We start from the raw sequence: 21,861 nt of genomic DNA on the forward strand, positions 1-21,861 counted from the left end.
GAGCGTTCAGAAAACAGAAATCCTGTTGCGATAAATAAGTTCTGACGCTCGTACATACCAGAGTTGATTCTATTTTTTGAGATTGTTTAACTCCTCCTAGTAGTTTTAGTAGGATGTTACTTCAATAAGTGGCCAAAGAGCTTGAGATGAAGCACAAAGGGGAGTCGCCAGAGTCGGCAACCGGCGGCGTTCTTACGGAAAAAATGTTTCACGTGGAACATATTTACCGTCATAAGTAGTTTCACAGTTAATTCTGTAGACAATAGAAACTAGATTTGAGAGGCTCCAATTGGCCGACAGCCTACTTTGATTGTGTTGATGTAGACCACTCATCCATGTTGTTCAAGGAAGTAGATTTGTCACAACTTGTCCATGTAAATGACTATGTAAATCTACTGTCAAGCAGGATTTCAATTGAAGAGAGTCGAATTATAAGGTAAAGGTTACAATACTCTCAGATAGCTGGGAAGTCTATCGCGCGATATCGCGAATAGATTTATCACATGATCGGGTGGTAGTCATCGATGAAAGAACAATTTTCCCGTCTGTTCGGCTTGTCCGAGCAGCGCTCTACACAAGAAGAAGTGCGGCAAATATCGATTCATGAAATTGATACGAGTCCATTTCAGCCTCGTACCTTGTTTGATGATGACCGTATAGAAGAATTATGCCAAACGATCAAGACGCATGGCGTTATTCAGCCTATCGTTGTTCGAATGCGAAATAATCGCTATGAGATCATTGCGGGTGAACGCCGTTGGCGCGCGGTAACGAAGCTAGGGTATGAGACGATTCCGGCTATCGTGCGCGAATTCAACGATTCGCAGACTGCTTCAATTGCGCTTATTGAGAACTTGCAGCGCGAGAATCTGACGGCTATCGAAGAAGCGGTTGCTTATCAAAAGCTGATCGAACTGCATCAATTAACGCAGGAAAGTTTAGCTCAACGATTAGGGAAAAGCCAATCGACTATCGCGAACAAGCTTCGTTTGCTGATGCTTCCTGATTCGGTTAAAGGTTCTTTAATGGAAAGAAAAATTTCGGAGAGACATGCGAGAGCACTATTATCGCTAGATTCGGAAGAGCTCCAACAGCGGGTACTCGAAGAAATTATTACGAAGGACTTAAACGTAAAACAAACCGAAGTTCGAATCGCATTCTTGAACGAATCGAACAAAAACAAAAAGGTGAAACGAATCTCCTTTACGAAGGATGTTAGGCTTGCACTGAATACGATTCGTCAATCGATCGACATGGTTTCGGGATCCGGATTAAAGATCAAAACAAATGAAAAGGATCATGAAGATCATTATGAAATTGTGATTCAGATCCCTAAACGGTAAGCGAGTATTAAACTTGCGACAATTCTATTGCAGGATGCCTCAAATTAGAAATTAGATTTCTATCACAGATCTATTTAATCCATTCTTCTGTGGTATAATAGATCGAATATATACCGATTATCTGCCGCCTTCCGTGAAGGCGGCGATGCCATTTGTACAAAAGTTTCACACATGAGGTGAATTAGAATTGTCGAAAATTATTGCAATAGCCAATCAGAAGGGCGGGGTCGGCAAGACGACAACGTCCGTTAATCTAGCAGCTTGTCTAGCATCGATCGGGAAAAAGGTGTTGTTAGTCGACATCGATCCACAGGGAAATACGACAAGCGGACTTGGTATTAACAAAGCAGATGTCCCCAATTGTATTTATGACGTATTAATTAATGAAGTGCATCCGAAAGATGCGATGGTCGAGACGAATGTCCCAGGTCTGACGGTCATTCCGGCTACGATTCAACTGGCAGGAGCGGAGATCGAGCTAGTACCTACGATTTCTCGCGAATTGCGATTGAAGAAGTCGCTTCATATGGTGAAGAACCAATTCGATTACATCTTAATTGATTGCCCGCCGTCTCTCGGTATTCTTACGATTAACTCTCTGACAGCGGCTGATTCGGTATTGATTCCGATCCAATGCGAATATTATGCGCTGGAAGGATTAAGCCAATTGCTTAATACCGTTCGTCTAGTGCAGAAACATTTGAATACATCACTACAGATTGAAGGCGTTCTCTTAACGATGTTGGATGCTCGTACGAATCTCGGAATCCAAGTCATTGAAGAAGTGAAGAAGTATTTCCAACAAAAGGTGTATCAAACGATTATTCCTCGTAACGTTCGATTGAGCGAGGCGCCTTCCCATGGTCAGGCCATTATCACATACGATCCAAAATCCAAAGGTGCAGAAGTTTATCTTGAACTTGCGAAGGAAGTGGTTATGTATGAGCAAGCGGCTAGGTAGAGGTCTTGACGCGTTAATCCCGTCTCTTTCCGTCAACGATGATGATAAAGTAGTTGAGATTTCGCTCACACAGCTTCGTCCGAACCCTTATCAACCACGGAAAACTTTCGACGAAGATTCGATTAAAGAATTAGCCGAATCGATCAAACAACATGGCGTCATTCAGCCGATTATTGTTCGTTCCGTACTAAAAGGTTACGAAATCATCGCTGGTGAACGACGATTCCGGGCGTCTCAGTTTTGCGGGAATACGACGGTTCCTGCGGTCGTTCGCAGCTTTAGCGATCAACAAGTTATGGAGATCGCGTTAATCGAGAATTTGCAACGCGAAGACTTAAATGCCATTGAAGTTGCCATCGCTTATCAAGCCCTTATGGATAAGTTTAAACTAACGCAAGAAGAGCTAAGTTTGAAGGTTGGAAAGTCACGTTCTCACATCGCTAACTTTGTTCGACTGCTGAGTTTGCCGACAGAGATCAAAGATTATGTTTCACGTGGAACAATTTCAATGGGACATGCAAGGGCGCTCGCAGGGCTGAAGGATGTATCCGTTCAGAAACAATTCGCCGAACAAATTGTTGGTTCGGAATGGAGCGTACGTGAACTGGAGGATGCTATTCAAAAGCTTGATCATAAAGGAAAAGATCAGCCGGAGAAACAGCAAAAACAGAAGAAGCGGGATCCGTACATTGATCACTTGGAGGAGACGCTTCGCGATCGATTCAAGACGACGGTGAAGATTAAACAACAGAAAGAAAAAGGCAAAATCGAGCTTCAATATTACAATAAACAAGATTTGGAACGGTTGCTAGAGCTGTTGCAGCAGCTGGCCTAGATCGCCCAAAGAATGGCATATCTAAGTTGTAATCTTTCTTGCGAAGGATTAAACTAAGGTATGCCATTGTTGTTGGATTGAAGCATATTTTGCGGTTATAAATGAAACGATTGTGAGCATGAAAAAACATGAAATGAATGACGAAATATAGATGTCCATTTACGAGTCATAAATCCATGTTTTCGGAATGAAATTTTATGTTGTCTGAGGAAGACAATCTGCTGCGTTGACAGCCGGTTTAGAAGGGGAGGGTGCAAGAACTATGGATGCGGGTCAACAAAACGTGATTTATCTCGATCATGCGGCTACTTCATGGCCAAAGCCTCCGGGAGTGATTGAGGCGGTTATGGACGCTATGATGAATCATTCAGCCAATCCAGGCAGAGGTAGTCATGCCATGGCAGTTAGAGCGAGCCGGATCTTGTTCGATGCCCGGAAGTCACTCGCCAAATTGTTCGGCATCCGAAATCCGAACGATATTGCATTTGCAGCTAATACGACGATGGCTCTAAACATGGCGATTAAAGGAATTCTGAAACCTGGCGATCATGCTATTACTACGACGGTCGAACATAACTCCGTCAGACGTCCGTTGTATCACCTGGAGCAAACGGATGGGGTTGAAGTGACATTCCTTAAGACGGATGAACGAGGCAACATCAATTTATCCGAGCTGGAAGGAGCGATTCGCCCCAACACGAAATTGATCGTAGCAAATCATAGCTCGAATTTGCTCGGAACGATACTCCCAATCGGAGAAATCGGCGAGATAGCCAGAAAACATGGCGTTAAACTGCTAGTTGATGCGGCACAAAGCGCGGGCATCGTACCGATCGACGTAAAGGCGCTTGGCATCGATATGCTGGCGTTCCCAGGGCATAAGGGGTTGTTAGGTCCGCAGGGCACTGGAGGGCTTTATATAGCCCCGGAAATGGATTTGGAACCGTTGCTGCTCGGAGGCACTGGAAGCCAGTCTGAAGCGCCGTACCAGCCTCTGGTAAGGCCTGATCGCTATGAGGCGGGAACGCAGAACACGCCTGGGCTCGCAGGGCTAAAGGCGGGTGTTGATTATGTGCTGAATGAGACGGTTGAGAACATCCATACTAAGGAATGGGCGTTATCGCAGCGCTTAATGGACGGATTGCTTTCGCTGCCGAGTATCCGTATCCTAGGCCCGAAGCTTGGAGAGGAAAGAACGGGAATCGTGGCTTTCCAAGTCAACGGCATTGATCCGTCCGAACTATCTTTTATCTTGGATCAGCATTATCGAATAGCGGTACGATCGGGCTACCATTGCACCCCGATGGCGCATGAGAGCGCGGGAACCTCGGAGGCGGGAGCGGTAAGAGCAAGCGTAGGCGTGTTCACGACAGAAGGGGATGTGGACGCGTTAACCGTGGCGATGAGAGAAATAACAAAGCAATATGGCATCTAAGGGATGGGGTAAATCATGGACGAACAGATCTTGAACGTTTTTTATTTGGTATGCATGGCGCTTGCGGTGCTTGTTATTGTGTTGCTCATCTGGGTGGCGACGCTTGGCGCGCGGCTCAAAAAATTAAGGAAACAATACGTAGCGGTCATGGGCAATACGGGAATAACGAATATCGAAGATGTTGTCATGGAAGTGAAAAATAGGCTGGAAGAGCAACGTCAACATTCGGAGAAGCTGACAAAGCGAGTAGAAACCATAGAATCGGAATTGCCTCAAGTGAAAGGAAAAGTCGGGATTGTTAGGTTTAATCCATTCTCGGATGGCGGGAGCGATCTCAGCTTCTCCCTCGCGATCGTAAACGAGGAGAAGGACGGTGCGGTATTCTCGAGCCTGCATAGCAGGGAGAATTCATATGTCTACGCGAAACCGGTTGTGAAGGGCGAATCCAATTATCCGCTGACGCCGGAAGAGAAACAAGCGATACTAGCAGCCAAATAAATGGACTTTAGGAGAGATCGGCCGCCGCGGTTTGATCTCTCGCCGAAGGCGATACATGGACATAACTTGTGATGGCCGACATCAGGCTGGAGGCGATGACCTCGGACATCCGAATGACAAGATGAAGCCGGGTATTCTGCAGGACAAAATATTCCATGAATCCGCCAACATTGACGATGCCTGTAACGTGGATATCGCCTACAGGAGGAAGTTCTTTGTTCACGCCTGCGCCGGGCTTGACTGGGCCTTGGCCGATCTGGATGCATCCGACGCTGGACACTTGGCCGAGACAGGCATCGATGCCGATGACAAAAGGTTTGTCGAACTTGCGATTGATTTCTAGCAGCGTGTCCTCCAAATTCATCGCATGTACGGGATCCTCAAGCGTGCCGAAAAGATGAAAGTGCGGGCTTCTGTACTTGAGCAAGGCAGTGCCGATTAGAGGGCCAAGCGCATCGCCTGTCGAGCGGTCCGTGCCGATACAAACGATGACAATGGGGCGATTCGACGAAAGATCCTCCAGAAGCCCAGTTAGCCGATGCACAAGCATGCCTGTGATGTTCGCATTCGTATAAGGCACTTTAAACGGCGCGTCTTTCATGAATGGAAGCTTCATAGAATCCCTCCAATAGGTAATATGTTACTAGTATATGGATGGGACAACCATTTTATACGCATGCTTATGGAACAAGGGAAAAAATGAAGAGATGAGGTCTGTGGTATGTTAATTGCGTTTGATTCCACCCAACAGGCTTTAAGAGCGGAGATGCTGCTCGAATACGCGGATATCGAGATCGATATTTGTCCGACGCCAAAGGAAATAACGGCCGGCTGCGCGTTGTCGATCCATTTCCCGGAAGAGGATTTGCACATGGTCAAGGATGTCATCAAGCAGGAGCAGGTGGAGATCAGAGGTATATTCCAGCCGGTAGGGGAAGGCTACCAAGAGGTAGAAAGTTAAGGACAAACGATAGAGTCCGATCATTGATTGAGGCAGATGAGGTGAATGAACAATGAATAAACTATATCAGCAATTTACGGCATGGATTACGGATAACGAAATGTGGCAAAACTTCGGCATTACATTACTTCGAATTGCCATCATTCTGATCGTAGGTCGAATCCTAATCTGGCTGTTACATAAAACGGTGGACCGGATGGTCCTCGAGCGTGCGGGCAAGCAGCCTCCGCATCATGCAAGGCGAATGACGACGGTCGGCAAGCTGCTGAAGAACGTATCGTCGTATATTATCTATTTCATTATTTTTATGCTGCTGCTCTCGGAGATCGGCATCAATCTTGGACCCCTGCTCGCAGGAGCAGGAGTAGTGGGCATCGCGATCGGTTTCGGCGCGCAAAGTCTGGTGAAGGATATCTTAACCGGATTCTTCATTATCCTCGAAGATCAGTTCGCGGTAGGCGATGTCATACAGACAGGTACCTTCAAGGGTACTGTGGAAGTGATAGGGCTGCGCACAACCAAAATCCAAAGCTGGACGGGCGAAATCCATATCGTGCCGAACGGTATGATTAACGAGGTAACGAATTTCTCCATTCATAACTCGCTTGCGGTCGTAGATACTTCGATCGCCTATGAAGCCGACGTGGACAAAGCGCAGGAGATCATCCGCGAGACCATGGCGCAGTTCAAGCACGATCATCTGGTGAAGGAGCCGGAAGTGCTCGGCGTGCAGCTCGTATCCGCTGCATCGGTTAATATCAGAATTATTGCGGAATGCAAGCCAACGATGCAGGGAATCGTGGCAAGAGCGATGAATAGGGATATCAAAGAAGCACTCGACCGGAACGGCATTGACATTCCGTATCCGAGAATGGTGATGGTTGGACGAGCGAACGGGGAGGGGTAGCGGTGGAGCGGAAACAATTCGACCTTGGCGATATCGTACAGATGAAGAAGCAGCATCCATGCGGGACGAACGAAATGGAAATTATCCGAATGGGGATGGACATTCGCATCAAATGCGTCGGCTGCAAGCATAGCGTACTTATACCGAGAGCGAAGTTCGAGAAAAACATGAAAAAGGTGCTGCGTTCGAACCCAAAGGATGATGAGGGAGCAAGCCTGTAATGCGTGGCGGGTTGTATCGTGCACCTTTTTGATTGGCGATAAACTTCCGCTATGCTTACGAAGCAGCTTTGCTTTGCAAAGCTGTAGGTCGCACATCCTCTTCGATTGGAGATTTTCTAATACCCACTTGCATGAATAGATGTGTCTGTGGTACAATCTTTCTTGTGTCACCTATACGCGGAGAGGTACCCAAGAGGCCCAAGGGGGCTGACTCGAAATCAGCTAGGCGTGTCAAAGCGTGCGTGGGTTCGAATCCCACCTTCTCCGCCATAACATTTTAATTGAGACTCTTCTACAGAATGATGTAGGAGAGTTTTTTGATTTTATACATGACCCATTCGTTAGAAGAGGGGTGCTTCTTATATGAAACTTATGAATAAGGAACCATTGGCGATTGAGGTTGTCGGTGCGATACGGTCAGGCGATCCAGAGCGCTTGTCCAAGCTGCTCCAAGAGCATGAGGGGCTAGCGACGGCAGTAATTGAAACAAAGGGAATAAGCAGCAGTGGCATACGTTCGTTGCTGCATATTCTGACGGATTGGCCTGCGGACGTTCCCAATGGCGCATCGATGGCAAAGGTATTAATTGAAGCAGGGGCAGACGTAAATGCCAGGTTCGGGGGAACCCATTCGGAAACGCCTCTCCATTGGGCTGCGAGCTCGAACAGCGTCGAGGTGTTGGACGCATTGCTCGATGTCGGCGCGGAGATCGATGCGGATGGAGCGGTTATCGGCGGCGGAACGCCGTTAGACGATGCGGTAGCGTTCGGACAGTGGGATGCAGCGAACCGGCTCGTCGAGCGCGGAGCCGCCATGAAGCTGTGGAATGCCGCAGCCTTAGGCAGATTGGAATTTATTCAAACGTACTTCGCGGAAAACGGCAAACCGACGCAAGAAGAGATCACGCAGGCGTTCTGGCTGGCTTGCCATGGGGGACAGAGGAATACGGCGGAATTCCTGCTCGGGCACGGTGCCGATATCCATTGGGTCGGATATGACAAGCTGACTCCGCTGGATGCGGCGCGACGAAGCGAAGCAGACGAATTGATCCGGTGGCTGGAATCGATCCAATAAAGCAAGAAGAGGGCTCCTTTTGATGAGGAGCCCTCTTGCTTTGACGGTGTTTTTAGATTGGTAACGTCGTGTATCCTGTCTCACTTCAAGTCATGAACGAAATGTGGTGGTTACGGACCGTAGTCTTTAGCACAACCCCTCGCTTTACGAGTAGTGGATGAAATACTCTCCTTCAGATCCTTGCACCTGTTGGTCCAATGGAACTACACCTCTCTTGCACCGTCGATAATTATGATGCCCGGATTCGAGCGTGTTATTCACAATAACTTAAAAAAATGTTTAGAACGTCATTTTGGCATTCGGATCCACTTGCGTTCATGGTTCGTATTTTCCGGGAATCGCTCGCCTTTATGCAGCTGTACCTTCTTCGGATGCTGGATACCCATGTGGTAGGAATTAACGCCAGTCTCTATATAGGTACCGTCGTTCGGCGCTCTGTCGCCTTGATTAAATATGGTAAACTCGCCCATGCTTTTTCGCACCTCCGTTAGATGAATAATCGGTTGGCCATGGCATGCGGGGATCAAGGGTACATGCATGTCCATGGTTTAGTATGGTCCGTCGCGATGATTCGCATGATTAGCAGATAACGGTGGATCGGAATGGACACTTGTCATGGCAAGTCAAATTTGATATAGTATAGAGATGCGAGCCCAAGGCTCGTTCCTTGCTCCATTCGTGGGGCCGTTAGTCCAAAAGGAGGTGAAACACTATGCGCAAATATGAAGTGATGTACATCATTCGTCCAGACGTCGAGCAAGAAAACGTTCAAGCTCTCGTCGAAAAATTTAATGGCATCATCTCCAATGGCGGAGAGGTCACTAAGTCTGATGTGATCGGCAAACGCCGTCTTGCGTATGAGATCAACAAGCTTCGTGATGGGTACTTCGTACTGGTACATTTCAACGCAACGACTGAAGTTGTGAATGAACTTGACCGTATCATGAAGATCCAAGACGAAGTTATTCGTTCGTTGATCGTCAGAGACGTAGCTTAAGACTAGTCCACGCATGGGATATGGGAGGTCGATGAGATGTTGAACCGTGTCATACTGATTGGCAGATTGACGAGAGATCCTGAGCTTCGTTATACGCCTGCAGGGGTTGCGGTCACGCAATTCACGCTGGCAGTAGACCGGCCATTCTCGTCTGGTCAAGGCGGAGAGCGCGAGCGCGAAGCGGATTTCATTCCAGTCGTCACTTGGCGCCAGCTGGCAGAAACCTGCGCTAACTATTTACGCAAAGGCCGTCTAACGGCGGTTGAGGGTCGCATTCAAGTACGGAACTACGAGAACAACGAAGGAAAACGTGTGTATGTAACGGAAGTTATTGCAGACAATGTCCGGTTCTTGGAGTCCAATCGCGAAGGCGGAGCTCCGCGTGAAGAAGGCGGCGGCGGTGGATATGGCGGCGGCAATTCGGGTGGCGGATATGGTGGAGGAAGCAACGCTGGCGGCGGCGGTGGCTCATCCTATGGCGGCGGAAGCCGTTCGGGTGGATCGCGTAACGACGGCGGCAACAGCGATCCGTTCAAGGATGACGGACGTCCAATCGACATTTCCGAAGATGATTTGCCATTTTAATTTTGAACGATAAGGAGGATGTACACCATGGCTTTCAAACCAAGAGAGAACGGCGGCGACGAGCGTCCAGAGCGTAAGTTCAGCGGACGTAAAGGCGGACGCAACAAACGTCGTAAAGTTTGTTTCTTCACTGTGAACAAAATTACTCACATTGACTATAAAGACACGGATCTGCTTAAGAAGTTTATTAGCGAGCGCGGCAAAATCTTGCCACGCCGCGTAACTGGCACAAGCGCGAAATACCAACGCTTGCTGACGATTGCGATTAAACGTTCCCGTCAGATCGCATTGCTGCCTTACACGACTGAATAGTTTGTGCAAGCGGCAAGAAAGAAGGGCCTTCCTCGGAAGGCTCTTTTTTTATACGTAACGCAGAATAGGCTCGTAAGTAAAAAGGGCTGCTTAGCGAGGTCATACCCGACCTGCCGCTTAGCAGCCCTTGTTGGTTTAAGAATGACCGAGATCAACCAACAAGGATATGATCCTCGGGATAGCCGATTTTGGACGTTTGTTTTTTCTGCGACAACGCATAGGCGAGCGTAAGAGGGCCTAACCGGCCGATGAACATCGTAATCGAAACGATGATTTTTCCCGCGTCGGTCAACTCGCCGGTGAGCCCCGTCGATAATCCGGTCGTACTAAAGGCGGAGGTCGCTTCGAACAGCACTGCAAGGAAGTTGTCCTTCGCTACGTCTTCCGTAATCGTAAGCACCAGCGTGACGAACAAAACGAAAGCTAACGCCGCCATGACGACTGCAAGCGCGCGCATGACGGACTCTGGCGAGATACGTCGTCCATAGGCATGGATTTGCCCGCCGCCTCTGAACGTCTGGATGGTCGACAGGATGAGTATGACGAGCGTATTCGTTTTGATACCGCCACCCGTGCCGCCCGATGCCGCGCCGATGAACATGAGTATAATGATGATGAACTGGGAAACGGCCAGCATGCTACCGATATCGATCGTATTATAACCTACGCTTCGCGGCGTCGTGCTCTGGAAGAGCGCGGCCAGAATACGCTCTCCTGTCGAGAGGTTGCCGAAGGTGTGGTGATTCCAACTCTCCAGCAGAAGGATGAGAAGGAAACCTACGATGATAAGAACGGCCGACGAGACCAGGACAACCTTCGAGTGCAGCGCCAGCTTCCGCCATGAACGCTTCCGGAGAACATCGAGAATGACGATATACCCGAGACCGCCTATGATAAACAACAGAATCATGGTGATGTTGACAACCGGATCGCCTACGAATCGGCTCAGGCTATCGGGCCATAACGCGAATCCCGCATTATTGAAAGCCGAGACGGAATGGAACAAGGCATAATAAGCGGCGCGCCCGAGTCCCAGTTCGCTTTCCCAATGAAGCGTCAGAATGAGCGTGGCGATCGATTCGAATACGAAAACGATTAGAACCATGTAAAGCGATAACCGGACCAAACCTCGAGCGGACGTTGACTGTGTCGTCTGCTGAATGATGAGCCGCTGCTTGAGTCCGATCTTCTTGCCAAGCAAGATGGCAACCATGACTCCCAGGGTCATGAAGCCGATGCCTCCGACCTGAATTAGACACATAATAATGATTTGTCCCGCTAACGAGTAAGTCGAGCCGGTGTCCACGACGACAAGTCCGTTCACGCACACGGCCGATACGGAGGTGAACAGCGCGTCGAGCAGCCCGACGGACTTGCCGTTGCTCGAGGAGAACGGCATACTGAGCAGAATCGCCCCAACCCAAATAAGTCCGAAGAAGACGATCGTAATCAGCTGCGGCGGACTAATATTGTTTTTTAATCGGTTAATGACTCGTTCTAGAATCGGCAGATCCGATTGCCTAGGGCGTCTAAGCACGTTCATAATCGTTCTCTAGCTCCCGAATATCGTCGTTGCTGCCGATAATAAGCAACACGTCTCCAGTTTGGATGGCGTCTTCCGCTTTCGGTGAAACATTAATGCGGTCACCCGTCTTAATGGCCATGATCGTGCAGCCGTAACGGGCGCGAATATTCAATTCTTTCAGAGACAACCCATTCATGGCGGGAGGAGCTGCGATTTCCGCTAGATTATAGTCGGGCGAAAGCTCAATGTAATCGATCAGATTGTCCGAACTGAGCTGATTGCCGAGGCGTATGCCCATATCGCGCTCCGGGTAAATGACATGATCCGCGCCGATCTTGTTGAGCACGTTGCCGTGCATTTCGTTGCGCGCTTTGGCCGTTACCTTCGGGACCTTTAATTCTTTCAAGAGCAATGTCGTCAAAATGCTAGCTTGCAAGTCATCTCCGATCGCTACGACCGCATGGGTGAAGTTGCTGGCGCCAAGCTCGCGAAGCACGGATTCGTCGGTGCAATCAGCCTGCAGGGCGTGAGTCGCAATCGGCGCCATCTCTTGGACGAGCTGTTCGTTCTTGTCGACCGCAAGCACCTCGTGCCCGTTGCTGACGAGCGTGCGAGTCAAGCTGGATCCGAATCGCCCGAGTCCGATCACCATAAATTGTTTTTTCAAGAGCTCACATCCTATCTTGAATTCAAGAGTATCGTCCCTGAAACTTTTGCTATAGATGAACTGTGTAACATGATAGGGAACAATTGGTTATTTGTCAAAGGGATTCAAGGGACTTCGCTCGCGGTTTACGATCTTTACGTATTCCCGGGGGAGATAGGGGGTACGAAGCTGACCTGATTCGACGGAATCGAGAGAAGAATAGTTCCGGTAAGAACCGCCGGGAACAGGCGACTTCATGACGTAATGGCTTCGATTCTCTTGAATCATGCGGTTCAGCCAAGACCCTGAAGCCAGCATGAAACTAAAGAGAAGCGCGCAGATCAGCCATTTGGAACGCAGCTGCATGGCAATCACTCCTTATAGATTAGAGTAATCCCCTTACCGCGGTCATTTCATTCGGAAAGCAAGCCGGAATTTTGACAAAAATGACTCCTCCGGGCTATAATGGATGTGATTTTGAGGACGGAGAAAGCCTTGTACGTATTCCGAATTTCATATGATGCAACAATCGGAGGAGCCTGCCAACGCGGGCTCTTTTTGCCTTTTTTCGGTGACTGGCGGTTTGAAGTTGACGCGAGAGTATGAGCATAACTCCCATAAGCTGGCATTAGCGAAGTGTGCCTTGGCCATACTAAGGGAGATAGACGGATCAAGGAGGATCGAGTGTGTCTGCTATTCATATCGTTATTATTTTGCCTTTTCTTTTCACTTTGTGCGGACCGCTCTTGAATAAAGGGATAAACCGTATTCATATGGGCTGGCTGATGCTTCCGCTGCCGGCCATGTTATTCGCTTATCTGCTAAGCTGCATTCCTGCGGTGAAGGAAGGGGAATTCTTGCAAGGCTCCATCCCGTGGATCCCATCGCTCGGCATTGACTTTACCGTATACGTCGATGGGCTAGGCTTGCTGTTCGGCTTGATGATTACAGGCATCGGCGCGCTCGTGATCCTCTATTCGATCTATTACTTGGATAAGCGTAAAGAGAAGCTTCAGAACTTTTATGTTTATCTCATGTTGTTTATGGGCGCGATGCTGGGGCTGGTCTTATCCGATAACGTGATGGTATTGTACGGCTTCTGGGAGCTGACCAGCATTTCGTCGTTCCTGTTGATCGCCTTCTGGGATAAACGCGAGAGATCCAGGTACGGGGCGCTCAAGTCGATGGTCATTACCGTCGGCGGAGGTCTTGCGATGTTCGCGGGTTTCGTGCTGCTTTACGTCATCTCCGGCACGTTCAGTATCAGGGAGCTGATAGGCGACGCATCCGGGATTGCGGCACATGATTTGTTCGTGCCGGCGATGCTGCTCATCCTGCTCGGAGCGTTCACGAAGTCGGCGCAGTTCCCGTTCCATATTTGGCTGCCGGACGCGATGGAAGCGCCGACACCGATCAGCGCCTATCTCCATTCGGCGACGATGGTGAAGGCGGGCATCTATCTGGTCGCCCGGCTCAGTCCGGTGTTCGCGGGACAATCCATCTGGCTATGGACGGTATCGGGCATCGGTATCTTGACGCTCGTCTACGGCTCATACCGGGCGATGAAGCAGACCGACCTGAAGGCGATGCTCGCATTCTCGACGATCAGCCAATTGGGCCTCATCATGAGCTTGTTCGGATTCGGATCGGCTGCGGCGTTCTATACGGGCACGAACCAATATCTGTTCTTCACGAAAGCAACGACGGCGGCCATCTTCCACATGATCAATCATGCAACCTTCAAAGGAGCGTTGTTCATGACGGTCGGCATCGTCGACCATGAGACCGGCACGCGGGATATCCGCAAGCTCGGCGGGCTGATGGCCATTATGCCGATCACCTTCACGATTGCGATCATCGGAACCTTCTCGATGGCGGGGATTCCACCGTTCAATGGGTTTCTGAGCAAGGAGATGTTTTTTACGGCGCTGCTGAACATACGTGAAATGAACCTGGCCGGCATGAACACCTGGGGGGCGCTGTTTCCGATCGTCGCGTGGGCAGCCAGCGTCTTCACGTTCGCGTACAGCTTGCTGCTCGTCTTCCGCACGTTCGGCGGGAAACCGCAATTCGGGAAGCTGGAGAAGCAGCCGCATGAGGCGACGCTTGGATTGTTGTTGCCTCCGGTCGTGCTCGCTTCGCTCGTCGTCGTATTCGGCCTCTTCCCGAATCTGCTGTCTTATTCGATTATCGAACCCGCGATGGCGGCGGTTCATCCGAGCGGACTGCTGCCGAACGAGCAATTTAGCGTATCGATCCATCTCTGGCATGGCTGGACGACGGAATTGTATATGACGATGGCCGTTGCCGCGGCGGGCATCGCCTTGTTCGCCATGCACCGCCGCGCCGGATGGCTGAGCCGGCCGCTGCTGAAGCGGGCATCGCTGAACGGCATGTACGACAAAGGATTGCGCATGCTGGATGCTGGCTCCAACCGGCTGACGAGAACGTACATGACGGGCTCGATTCGTCATTATCTGATTTATATTTTCGTATTCATCGTGTTGTCGCTGGGGACTATGCTGTTCATGGAGGGGGGATTTGCGTTTGATGCAGCTGGGTTCGCGGACACCTCGTTCTACGAAGTCGTGATTATCATCGCGCTAATGCTGTCGACGCTGGCCGTTCCGTTCACGTACTCCCGGCTCATCGCGATCATTCTGACGGGGATGTCCGGGTATATGGTCACACTATTCTTCGTCATCTTCCGGGCGCCGGATCTGGCGCTTACCCAGATGATCGTGGAAACGGTGTCCGTTGCGCTGTTCTTGTTATGCTTCTACCATCTTCCTAAGTTGAAAAAGGAAGTCGTCAAACTGCCCTTCAAGCTATGGAATCTGCTTATTGCGGTTTCGGTCGGCACGGTGATGACGTTGATTGCGTTAAGCGCGACCAGCAGCCGGTCGTTCGAGTCGATTTCGCATTATTTCCTGGAAAATAGCTACAAGCTGGCCGGCGGCAAAAACGTCGTCAACGTCATTCTCGTCGATTTTCGCGGATTCGATACGATGCTGGAGATCATCGTGCTCGGCATCGCGTCGTACGGCATCTATTCACTGATCAAGCTGAAGCTCAAGGGGGACGAAGAAGAGGGTCTGCGGCCGCCAAGCTCTTCCGAGATGAAGTATGACGTCTATGCGGGCATCCGGAGCAACGACGTTATTCTGCGAACGATCGCCAAGCTAGCAATCATCTTGATCCTGTTATACTCGCTGTACTTGTTCTACATGGGACACCATCATCCGGGCGGAGGGTTCATCGGAGCGCTGATGGCATCGGGGGCGCTTCTTCTTATGGCGATGTCTTTCGGCATGGATCGATTGCACCGGATGATACCGATCGACTTCAAAAAGCTGACGGCGGCAGGCATAGCGATTGCCTTGCTCACCGGAACGGGATCGTTCTTGTTCGACGCTCCGTTCCTCAGCCATACGTTCGATTACTTCGAAATTCCGCTCATCGGGGAGCTGGAGCTGGCGACGGCGACGCTGTTCGACCTTGGCGTCTATTTGACGGTGATCGGCGTCGCATCGACGATTATTTTCACGATTGGGGGGGATAAGTAACGATGGAGCTGTATATGTCCTTGGCGATCGGCGTGCTGTTCACGGTCGGCGTCTATCTGATTCTATCGAAGAGCTTGCTCCGAATCGTGCTCGGCACATCGTTCCTGACGCATGGCGTACATCTGCTGCTGCTCACGATGTCGAGACTGAAATCGGGCGCTCCCCCGCTGCTCGGAGAGAAGGCGGGCGCGTACGTGGATCCGCTGCCGCAAGCGTTAATCCTGACCTCGATCGTCATCAGCTTCGGCGTGACGTCATTCTTGCTCGTGCTCGCGTACAAAGCTTACCAAAAGCTTGGAACCGACGACATGGAGCAGCTAAGGGGGGGCGAGAATGAATAATTGGCTCGTCATGCCGCTGCTCGTCCCGTTGTTCACGGCGGTATTGCTCGTCCTGTTGAAACGGCATATTCGTTGGCAACGATGGGTAAGCGGGGCGAGCAGCCTTGGAAACGTTGCGGTAGCCGTCCACATCGTCGCGCAAGTGAAACGGGAGGGCATCCAAACCCTGTATATGAGCGGTTGGGTGCCTCCGTACGGCATCGTATTCGTGGGGGATATGCTGGCTGCGCTGCTCGTGTTGGCCGCATCCGCCATCGGCGCGTTCATCGTATTTTTCTCTTTCTCCAGCATCGGCGAGGAGAGGGAGAGTTATTACTACTATCCATTATTGCAATTCCTGCTTGTCGGAGTAAGCGGTTCGTTCCTGACGGGGGATATATTCAACCTATTCGTCTGCTTCGAGGTGATGCTGGTCGCCTCCTACGCGCTGCTCGTGCTCGGAGGAACGGGACTGCAGTTGAGAGAAACGCTCAAATATGTGCTTATGAACGTTATTTCATCCGCGCTGTTCGTCGCTGCCGTCGCGTATCTCTATGGCGTGACGGGAACGCTGAATATGGCCGATCTGTCCGTTCGCGTAACGGAAGCGGGACAAGGAGGCATTCTGAACGTCATCGCGGTCCTGTTCCTGATCGTGTTCGCGCTTAAAGCGGGGCTGTTCCTGTTCTTCTGGCTGCCGGGATCCTACGGCGCGCCGCCGGCGGCGGTCACGGCGATCTTCGCCGCGCTGCTGACGAAGGTCGGGCTGTACGCGCTCATCCGAACCTTCACGCTGATCTTCCATCAAGACCCGAACGCCACGCATGGCTGGATCGCCTGGATGGCGGGAGCGACAATGGTGCTAGGCGCCTTCGGTGCGCTTGCGTACAAGGATATACCGCGCATCTTGAATTACAACGTCATCATCAGCGTCGGTTTTATCGCCTTCGGCTTGTCGACGGCTAACCGGGATTCGTTGGAAGGAGCCGTCTTTTATTTGGTGCACGATATGTTCGCCAAAGCGCTGCTCTTCATTTTGGGCGGTTTGATTATCACCGCGGCGGGCACGAATAAGCTGTCCGAGATGGACGGCTTGATGAAACGGAATCCGCTGCTCGGCTGGATGTTCTTCGCAACGGCGCTGGCGGTCGCCGGCATTCCGCCGCTGAGCGGCTTCGCGGGCAAGCTGTTGATCGTCCGGGGCGGTCTTGCGGGTGAGCAATACGCGCTTGCGGCCATCTCGCTTGCGACCAGCTTCATCGTGCTGTACTCGTTGGTACGACTTTTCATCGGTGCTTTCTGGGGAGAAGAAAAAACGATGCCTGATGCCGCAGAGACAAGAAGGGCAAGCCTGATGCTGCCTGCGGCTGGGCTGCTGGCGGTCGTTGTCGCAATGGGGCTGGGTTCGGAGTGGGTATACGGGTTCGCCGAGCAGGCGGGTCGTACGCTGCTGGATCCGTCGATCTACGTGAATGCGGTGCTGAAGGAGTAGAGGCGATTGAGAGGGATCAGAAAATCGTGGGCGGCAGTGAAGCTGTTCGCCCTGTTCATGAAGGAGCTGCTCGTGTCCAGCGTAGCTGTTCTGCAGCTGGTGATGAATCCGAAGCTGAACATCCGCCCCGGCATCTTCAAGCTGGATACGGAACTGAAGACGGACTTCGAAATTACTTTGCTGTCCTGCCTCATCTGCCTGACGCCGGGCACGATGACGCTCGACGTGTCCGGCGACGGTCGAACCTTGTATATTCACGCGATCGATATCGATGACGCGGAAGGGCTTGCGGCACAGATCAAAGGATCGTTCGAGCGGGCGATCATGGAGGTGACGAGATGATGCAGACGCTGCTGTGGGCTTCCCTTATTCTGTTGTCGCTTGCGGTGCTGGGCTGCTTGTACCGGCTGCTGCTCGGCCCGTCCATCTCGGACCGCATAACGGCGCTGGACACGATCGGTGTTCTGCTGTTGTCGATCATTGCCGTCATCGGCATGGTGACCGGAACGCAAGCCTATCTCGACATCATCTTGGTCATTGGTATCCTGACGTTTATTGGAACGACGGCATTCGCCAGATATATCGAGAGGGGGGTCGTCATTGAATCCGGAGACGATCGATAATATCATGGGGATAATCATCGGCGTGTTGGTGCTGCTCGGAGCGCTTGTTTCGGCCATCAGCGCTTTCGGGCTCATTCGGCTCCCAGATGTGTACCTTCGTTCCCACGCGGCCACGAAAAGCGCGACGTTAGGCGTGTTCCTTGTTCTCCTGGGAGCGTTCGTCTACTTCTGGCTGTTCGAGGATCATGTCAGCATCAAGCTGCTGCTTGGCATCTTCTTTGTATTCCTGACATCGCCGGTTGCCGGTCACCTGAACGCGCGTGCGGCGTATCGTTCGGGCGTATCGCTTTGGAAGGGAAGCGTTCGCGACGATTTGAAGAAGGAAGTGAAGCGCGAGCGGCTAGAAGAGATCAAGCAGATGAACACCTGATCGGCCAAATAGAAGGGGCTGCCCGGCGTCGGCGAGACGTCAGGCAGCCCCTTTTTTTGGAGGATTAAAACTTTCTGGCTTGATCCTCTGCCCAATCACCGATGAACGGAAGCTTGAACATCTTCCCTTGCAGGGCCAGCAGCATGAGCGCGATCCAGAGAATGAAGGTAAGGGGCGTAATAATCAGCGGGACAATTAAACCGATAATCGGGATAATGCCGAGAATGAAGTTCAGAACGAGCAGAACGACGAATACGGCGGTGGATTGCATCGCATGGAACTTCACGAATCGGCTTTGTTTCTCGATGACGAGGAAAATGATTCCTGTAATGAAGCAAAGCGAGTAACATAGCAGGCCTGCTACTTTGGGGTCCAAACCTGTGGAAGACGGATCCGGATTCACTTGTACCGGTTGCATGGCGGACGATTCACCCTCTCTTGGACATAGTGTTGCAAGAATTGTATTCGATTCCGGAGCGCAATAGACCTTTTTTAAAAATATAAGAAAGGTTCGTCTTGTGCGACATTTTTCCACAATTGGGATAAAGTTTTGTCACGGGTTTGTAACCCCTGGCTAGTTCCTTTCGTCTACAATGGGGAAGGAGCTGCCGATAGACAGATAGACGGGAAAAAAGATGGAGAGTGGAGATTATGAAAAAACATAAACGGTTATACGCAATTGGAATCATCGCGGTCGTCCTGCTGGCCGCGGCTTACCTCAATCGGGAGACGCTGGCGATGGCCGGCTTCGACTGGTTCGTGCAGGATTCGCTCGAGAAGAAGCTGGAGACGACGTACAAGCCGGCGGAAGGCCGCCAGCCGAAGCCTGTCGGTCTCGACCTGAAGAAGGAAGAGCCGTTCTCGATGCTGCTGCTGGGCGTCGATCAGCGCGATAACGAGGTGGGACGTTCGGATACGATGATCTATTCGGTCGTGCGCCCTGCGGATGGCAAAATGCTGCTCGTGTCGATTCCGCGCGACTTGTACGTCGAGATTGTCGGCAAGGATCGCGAGGACAAGATCAACCATGCGTACGCCTTCGGCGGAGCGGGAATGACCATGGATACGGTAGAAGAGCTGCTGGATGCACCGGTTAATCATTACGCGTCGGTCAACTTCGAAGGTTTCCGCGACGTCATCGACGCGATGGGCGGCATTGCGCTTCCGATCGAAGAGGACATGGTCAACGACGATTACGGGCACGAGAAGTTCGTCATTGAGGGCGGTCAGGATCTGTATGACGGCAAGGACGCGCTGAACTTCGTGCGGTACCGGGAAGACGCTGGCGGCGACATGAACCGAACGGAGCGACATCAGCAGTTCCTTCATGCTATTATAGAAAAGGCGACAAGCATGAAGCAGTGGAGCAAGATTCCTTCCCTGATCGACATCATGGGAGAGAACTTCAGCACGGACATGATGCCGAGCGCCCTGATCGACATGTCGCAAGCCATGCTGACGAAAGGAGACCTGACGATGTACAGCCATACGATGCTGGGCCAAGGCGGGCGTCTGAATAACGGCGGGGCTTGGTATTATTTCGTCGATGAAGAAGATTTGGCGCAAGTACAGACGATGATCCACAATTGGCTGGATGCCGATACGCCGTCCGCCAGCCTGATCCTCCCTCCGAAATATACGATGCAAGAGGAGAAGGAGGTAGAGTCGCTATCCAGCGCGGCGGCGACGAATAGAACGGAGTGAACGAAACATGAATATCGCGTTTTTCCTGCTGCCGAAGCAAGAGGTCGTATGCCTGACGCATGACACCACGCTGCGGCAAGCGCTCGAGCGGATGGAGTTCCACCGGTTTTCCGCGGTCCCGATTCTTCATGCCGACGGAAGCTACTACGGTACGGTAACCGAAGGCGACCTGCTATGGTTCATGAAGAGCAGGCCGGATCTTACGTTCGAGAGCACGAATAAAGTGAAGCTGAGCGAGGTGCCGCTTCGGGTCACGAACCGCGCGGTCAATATCGACGCCAACATGGACGATATGATCTCGCTGGCGAAGGCGCAGAACTTCGTCCCCGTCGTGGACGACCGCAATCATTTTATCGGCATTGTACGAAGAAGCGAAATCATTGATTATTGCCAGAAGGGACTGTCCCAGCGGAGCTAGTAAGCTCCCGGGACAGTTTTTTTTCTTGAGATATAGGACGCAAATGTTGGCATGGACGGGATGCGTGCGAGAAGAAGCTTTTGTGCTATAATGGGTTGTGAATGCCTGATACCGGGTAACGAAACGAAGTCGTAAGAGGTGAACGGATTGAAAACTGGGCTCAAACCCTTGTTATGGAGCGGAGCGGCGCTCCTGCTGCTATTGCTCTTGGCTGTACCCGTACTAAACTTGCCCGCGCTGCTGTTCATAATGGTTCCGTACGTCGTCCTCTATTCGACGCTGTCCAGAGGAGCCTTCGTCTTGCACGTGCTCCCGGTCTGGATCGCCGCGGCGCTCATCGCGGGTCCCGCGGTGCTGATTATCGGCTTGTTCTTCCTGGTGCCCGCCATCGTGATGGGCCACTTGTACCGCAAGCAGACGCCCGCGGCCAAGGTTATCCGGGTCGTTGGCGTCATTATTCTGGCTCAGCTCATGCTGGAGCTGCTCGTGTTTGAGCTTGTGCTTGACCTATCGCTGCTGGATGCGATGAGCACGACCATCCGCGATACGTTCGACAGCGTCATGGCGCAGAGCGCGCTAGCAACGGAGTGGAGCCCCGAGCATACGGAATTGCTGATCTCGACCATTATTAACATGATTCCGCTCACGTTTATCGTGCTGGCTTATGTGTACGCGGTATTGTCGCATTACGTCGCGAGAAGAGTGGTAATCCGAAACGGGCTGGACGTGCCTGCGTTCGCCAAAGCGAAGGATTGGCGGCTTCCGCGTGTGTTAGTCATCTATTATTTGATCGCTTATGTGCTGGACCTGTTCATGAATAGCACCAGCGAATCGTTCCTGGCCGTCGCGCTCATGAATCTCGTGCCGCTCCTCAGTTACGTGTTCGCGATTCAAGCGATCGGTTTCTTCTTCTATATTGCGCATCATCGCGATTGGAATAGGGCGGTTCCCGTTCTCATTGCCATCCCTGTGCTGCTGATTCCGCCGCTTAGCTTGATTGGCGTTCTGGATACCGCCTTCCCGATCCGGAAGGCGTTCACTAAATCACACTAGCACAGGAGCGATTCG

At 51.4% G+C, this 21,861-nt stretch carries 27 protein-coding genes and 1 tRNA gene; 22 read left to right on the forward strand and 6 right to left on the reverse strand.

Annotated elements, in window-relative coordinates:
- Positions 1 to 524 precede the first annotated feature (524 nt).
- The 5 genes from noc to RB620_RS20905 all read left to right on the forward strand — a co-directional run bounded on the left by noc (position 525) and on the right by RB620_RS20905 (position 5,072).
- Positions 525 to 1,343 carry a nucleoid occlusion protein gene (gene noc, locus RB620_RS20885; protein ID WP_308097680.1) on the forward strand — a complete coding sequence of 273 codons (819 nt, stop codon included), beginning with the start codon at positions 525 to 527 and terminating at the stop codon, positions 1,341 to 1,343.
- Positions 1,344 to 1,530: 187 nt separating this feature from the next.
- Positions 1,531 to 2,304 (forward strand): ParA family protein, encoded by a 774-nt coding sequence (locus RB620_RS20890; RefSeq protein WP_308097681.1) that lies wholly within the window; start codon positions 1,531 to 1,533, stop codon positions 2,302 to 2,304.
- Positions 2,285 to 3,139, forward strand: a complete 855-nt coding sequence (locus tag RB620_RS20895; protein ID WP_308097683.1) for a ParB/RepB/Spo0J family partition protein — start codon at positions 2,285 to 2,287, stop codon at positions 3,137 to 3,139. Before RB620_RS20890 ends, RB620_RS20895 begins: the two co-directional genes overlap by 20 nt.
- Positions 3,140 to 3,401: 262 nt before the next feature.
- A complete protein-coding gene (locus tag RB620_RS20900; protein ID WP_308097685.1) occupies positions 3,402 to 4,574 on the forward strand; it encodes an aminotransferase class V-fold PLP-dependent enzyme in 1,173 nt (390 codons plus the stop codon).
- 15 nt (positions 4,575 to 4,589) lie between these two features.
- Positions 4,590 to 5,072 (forward strand): DUF4446 family protein, encoded by a 483-nt coding sequence (locus RB620_RS20905; RefSeq protein ID WP_308097687.1) that lies wholly within the window; start codon positions 4,590 to 4,592, stop codon positions 5,070 to 5,072.
- A 7-nt stretch (positions 5,073 to 5,079) separates the two neighbouring features.
- Here the strand turns inward: RB620_RS20905 and yyaC are convergent, their stop codons facing one another.
- Positions 5,080 to 5,688, reverse strand: coding sequence for a spore protease YyaC (gene yyaC / locus RB620_RS20910; protein WP_308097689.1), 609 nt, complete (start codon positions 5,686 to 5,688; stop codon positions 5,080 to 5,082).
- A gap of 105 nt (positions 5,689 to 5,793) precedes the next feature.
- Between yyaC and RB620_RS20915 the strand changes: the two genes are divergently transcribed.
- The 5 genes from RB620_RS20915 (at position 5,794) to RB620_RS20935 (ending at position 8,235) form a co-directional block, all read left to right on the forward strand.
- Positions 5,794 to 6,033 carry a putative Se/S carrier protein gene (locus RB620_RS20915; RefSeq protein ID WP_308097691.1) on the forward strand — a complete coding sequence of 80 codons (240 nt, stop codon included), beginning with the start codon at positions 5,794 to 5,796 and terminating at the stop codon, positions 6,031 to 6,033.
- A 52-nt stretch (positions 6,034 to 6,085) separates the two neighbouring features.
- The gene (locus tag RB620_RS20920) at positions 6,086 to 6,940 is read left to right on the forward strand and encodes a mechanosensitive ion channel family protein (RefSeq protein ID WP_308097693.1); all 855 of its coding nucleotides are present in this window, start codon (positions 6,086 to 6,088) and stop codon (positions 6,938 to 6,940) included.
- Between the two features lie 2 nt (positions 6,941 to 6,942).
- Positions 6,943 to 7,161 (forward strand): DUF951 domain-containing protein, encoded by a 219-nt coding sequence (locus RB620_RS20925; RefSeq protein ID WP_308097695.1) that lies wholly within the window; start codon positions 6,943 to 6,945, stop codon positions 7,159 to 7,161.
- Between the two features lie 179 nt (positions 7,162 to 7,340).
- Positions 7,341 to 7,431 (forward strand) — tRNA-Ser (locus tag RB620_RS20930).
- A gap of 93 nt (positions 7,432 to 7,524) precedes the next feature.
- Entirely contained in the window at positions 7,525 to 8,235 is a 711-nt protein-coding gene (locus tag RB620_RS20935; RefSeq protein WP_308097696.1) for an ankyrin repeat domain-containing protein, read from the forward strand.
- 287 nt (positions 8,236 to 8,522) lie between these two features.
- On the opposite strand, the gene RB620_RS20940 is transcribed toward RB620_RS20935, so the two are convergent.
- On the reverse strand, positions 8,523 to 8,705 hold the full coding sequence (locus RB620_RS20940; RefSeq protein WP_308097697.1) for a YjzC family protein: 183 nt from the start codon (positions 8,703 to 8,705) through the stop codon (positions 8,523 to 8,525).
- A gap of 242 nt (positions 8,706 to 8,947) precedes the next feature.
- Here RB620_RS20940 and rpsF point away from each other — a divergent pair, with 242 nt between their 5' ends.
- From rpsF to rpsR, 3 genes are read left to right on the forward strand one after another with little or no spacing between them, the layout of a single operon-like run.
- Positions 8,948 to 9,232, forward strand: coding sequence for a 30S ribosomal protein S6 (rpsF, locus tag RB620_RS20945; RefSeq protein WP_108994426.1), 285 nt, complete (start codon positions 8,948 to 8,950; stop codon positions 9,230 to 9,232).
- A gap of 36 nt (positions 9,233 to 9,268) precedes the next feature.
- Positions 9,269 to 9,817 carry a single-stranded DNA-binding protein gene (gene ssb, locus RB620_RS20950; protein ID WP_308097700.1) on the forward strand — a complete coding sequence of 183 codons (549 nt, stop codon included), beginning with the start codon at positions 9,269 to 9,271 and terminating at the stop codon, positions 9,815 to 9,817.
- Between the two features lie 27 nt (positions 9,818 to 9,844).
- Positions 9,845 to 10,129 carry a 30S ribosomal protein S18 gene (gene rpsR, locus RB620_RS20955; RefSeq protein WP_068681551.1) on the forward strand — a complete coding sequence of 95 codons (285 nt, stop codon included), beginning with the start codon at positions 9,845 to 9,847 and terminating at the stop codon, positions 10,127 to 10,129.
- A 151-nt stretch (positions 10,130 to 10,280) separates the two neighbouring features.
- Here the strand turns inward: rpsR and RB620_RS20960 are convergent, their stop codons facing one another.
- The 3 genes from RB620_RS20960 to RB620_RS20970 all read right to left on the reverse strand — a co-directional run bounded on the left by RB620_RS20960 (position 10,281) and on the right by RB620_RS20970 (position 12,666).
- Positions 10,281 to 11,672, reverse strand: a complete 1,392-nt coding sequence (locus RB620_RS20960; protein ID WP_308097702.1) for a TrkH family potassium uptake protein — start codon at positions 11,670 to 11,672, stop codon at positions 10,281 to 10,283.
- Positions 11,659 to 12,321, reverse strand: a complete 663-nt coding sequence (locus RB620_RS20965; RefSeq protein ID WP_308097704.1) for a potassium channel family protein — start codon at positions 12,319 to 12,321, stop codon at positions 11,659 to 11,661. The genes RB620_RS20960 and RB620_RS20965 overlap by 14 nt, the downstream gene beginning before the upstream one ends.
- An 87-nt stretch (positions 12,322 to 12,408) precedes the next feature.
- Positions 12,409 to 12,666: a hypothetical protein gene (locus tag RB620_RS20970; RefSeq protein ID WP_308097706.1), complete on the reverse strand. Its 258-nt coding sequence runs from the start codon at positions 12,664 to 12,666 to the stop codon at positions 12,409 to 12,411.
- A gap of 320 nt (positions 12,667 to 12,986) precedes the next feature.
- On the opposite strand from RB620_RS20970, the gene RB620_RS20975 reads away from it, so the two are divergent.
- The 6 genes from RB620_RS20975 to mnhG are packed head-to-tail and all read left to right on the forward strand — an operon-like array spanning position 12,987 to position 18,671.
- Entirely contained in the window at positions 12,987 to 15,866 is a 2,880-nt protein-coding gene (locus tag RB620_RS20975) for a Na+/H+ antiporter subunit A (RefSeq protein WP_308097708.1), read from the forward strand.
- A 2-nt stretch (positions 15,867 to 15,868) separates the two neighbouring features.
- Positions 15,869 to 16,207, forward strand: a complete 339-nt coding sequence (locus RB620_RS20980; protein WP_308097710.1) for a Na(+)/H(+) antiporter subunit C — start codon at positions 15,869 to 15,871, stop codon at positions 16,205 to 16,207.
- On the forward strand, positions 16,200 to 17,678 hold the full coding sequence (locus RB620_RS20985; protein WP_308097712.1) for a Na+/H+ antiporter subunit D: 1,479 nt from the start codon (positions 16,200 to 16,202) through the stop codon (positions 17,676 to 17,678). The genes RB620_RS20980 and RB620_RS20985 overlap by 8 nt, the downstream gene beginning before the upstream one ends.
- Before the next feature lie 6 nt (positions 17,679 to 17,684).
- Entirely contained in the window at positions 17,685 to 18,020 is a 336-nt protein-coding gene (locus tag RB620_RS20990) for a Na+/H+ antiporter subunit E (protein WP_308097714.1), read from the forward strand.
- Positions 18,017 to 18,301: a Na(+)/H(+) antiporter subunit F1 gene (locus RB620_RS20995; RefSeq protein ID WP_308097716.1), complete on the forward strand. Its 285-nt coding sequence runs from the start codon at positions 18,017 to 18,019 to the stop codon at positions 18,299 to 18,301. Before RB620_RS20990 ends, RB620_RS20995 begins: the two co-directional genes overlap by 4 nt.
- A 4-nt stretch (positions 18,302 to 18,305) precedes the next feature.
- The gene (gene mnhG / locus RB620_RS21000) at positions 18,306 to 18,671 is read left to right on the forward strand and encodes a monovalent cation/H(+) antiporter subunit G (RefSeq protein ID WP_308097803.1); all 366 of its coding nucleotides are present in this window, start codon (positions 18,306 to 18,308) and stop codon (positions 18,669 to 18,671) included.
- A gap of 64 nt (positions 18,672 to 18,735) precedes the next feature.
- Here the strand turns inward: mnhG and RB620_RS21005 are convergent, their stop codons facing one another.
- Positions 18,736 to 19,089 carry a DUF4870 domain-containing protein gene (locus RB620_RS21005; RefSeq protein WP_308097718.1) on the reverse strand — a complete coding sequence of 118 codons (354 nt, stop codon included), beginning with the start codon at positions 19,087 to 19,089 and terminating at the stop codon, positions 18,736 to 18,738.
- A 233-nt stretch (positions 19,090 to 19,322) separates the two neighbouring features.
- On the opposite strand from RB620_RS21005, the gene RB620_RS21010 reads away from it, so the two are divergent.
- The 3 genes from RB620_RS21010 (at position 19,323) to RB620_RS21020 (ending at position 21,846) form a co-directional block, all read left to right on the forward strand.
- Entirely contained in the window at positions 19,323 to 20,375 is a 1,053-nt protein-coding gene (locus RB620_RS21010) for an LCP family protein (protein ID WP_308097719.1), read from the forward strand.
- Positions 20,376 to 20,382: 7 nt separating this feature from the next.
- Entirely contained in the window at positions 20,383 to 20,793 is a 411-nt protein-coding gene (locus RB620_RS21015) for a CBS domain-containing protein (protein WP_308097720.1), read from the forward strand.
- Between the two features lie 147 nt (positions 20,794 to 20,940).
- On the forward strand, positions 20,941 to 21,846 hold the full coding sequence (locus tag RB620_RS21020) for a DUF2232 domain-containing protein (protein ID WP_374121442.1): 906 nt from the start codon (positions 20,941 to 20,943) through the stop codon (positions 21,844 to 21,846).
- Positions 21,847 to 21,861: the final 15 nt, after the last annotated feature.

This window comes from Paenibacillus sp. LHD-117 (assembly GCF_030929555.1).
Classification (GTDB): domain Bacteria; phylum Bacillota; class Bacilli; order Paenibacillales; family Paenibacillaceae; genus Pristimantibacillus.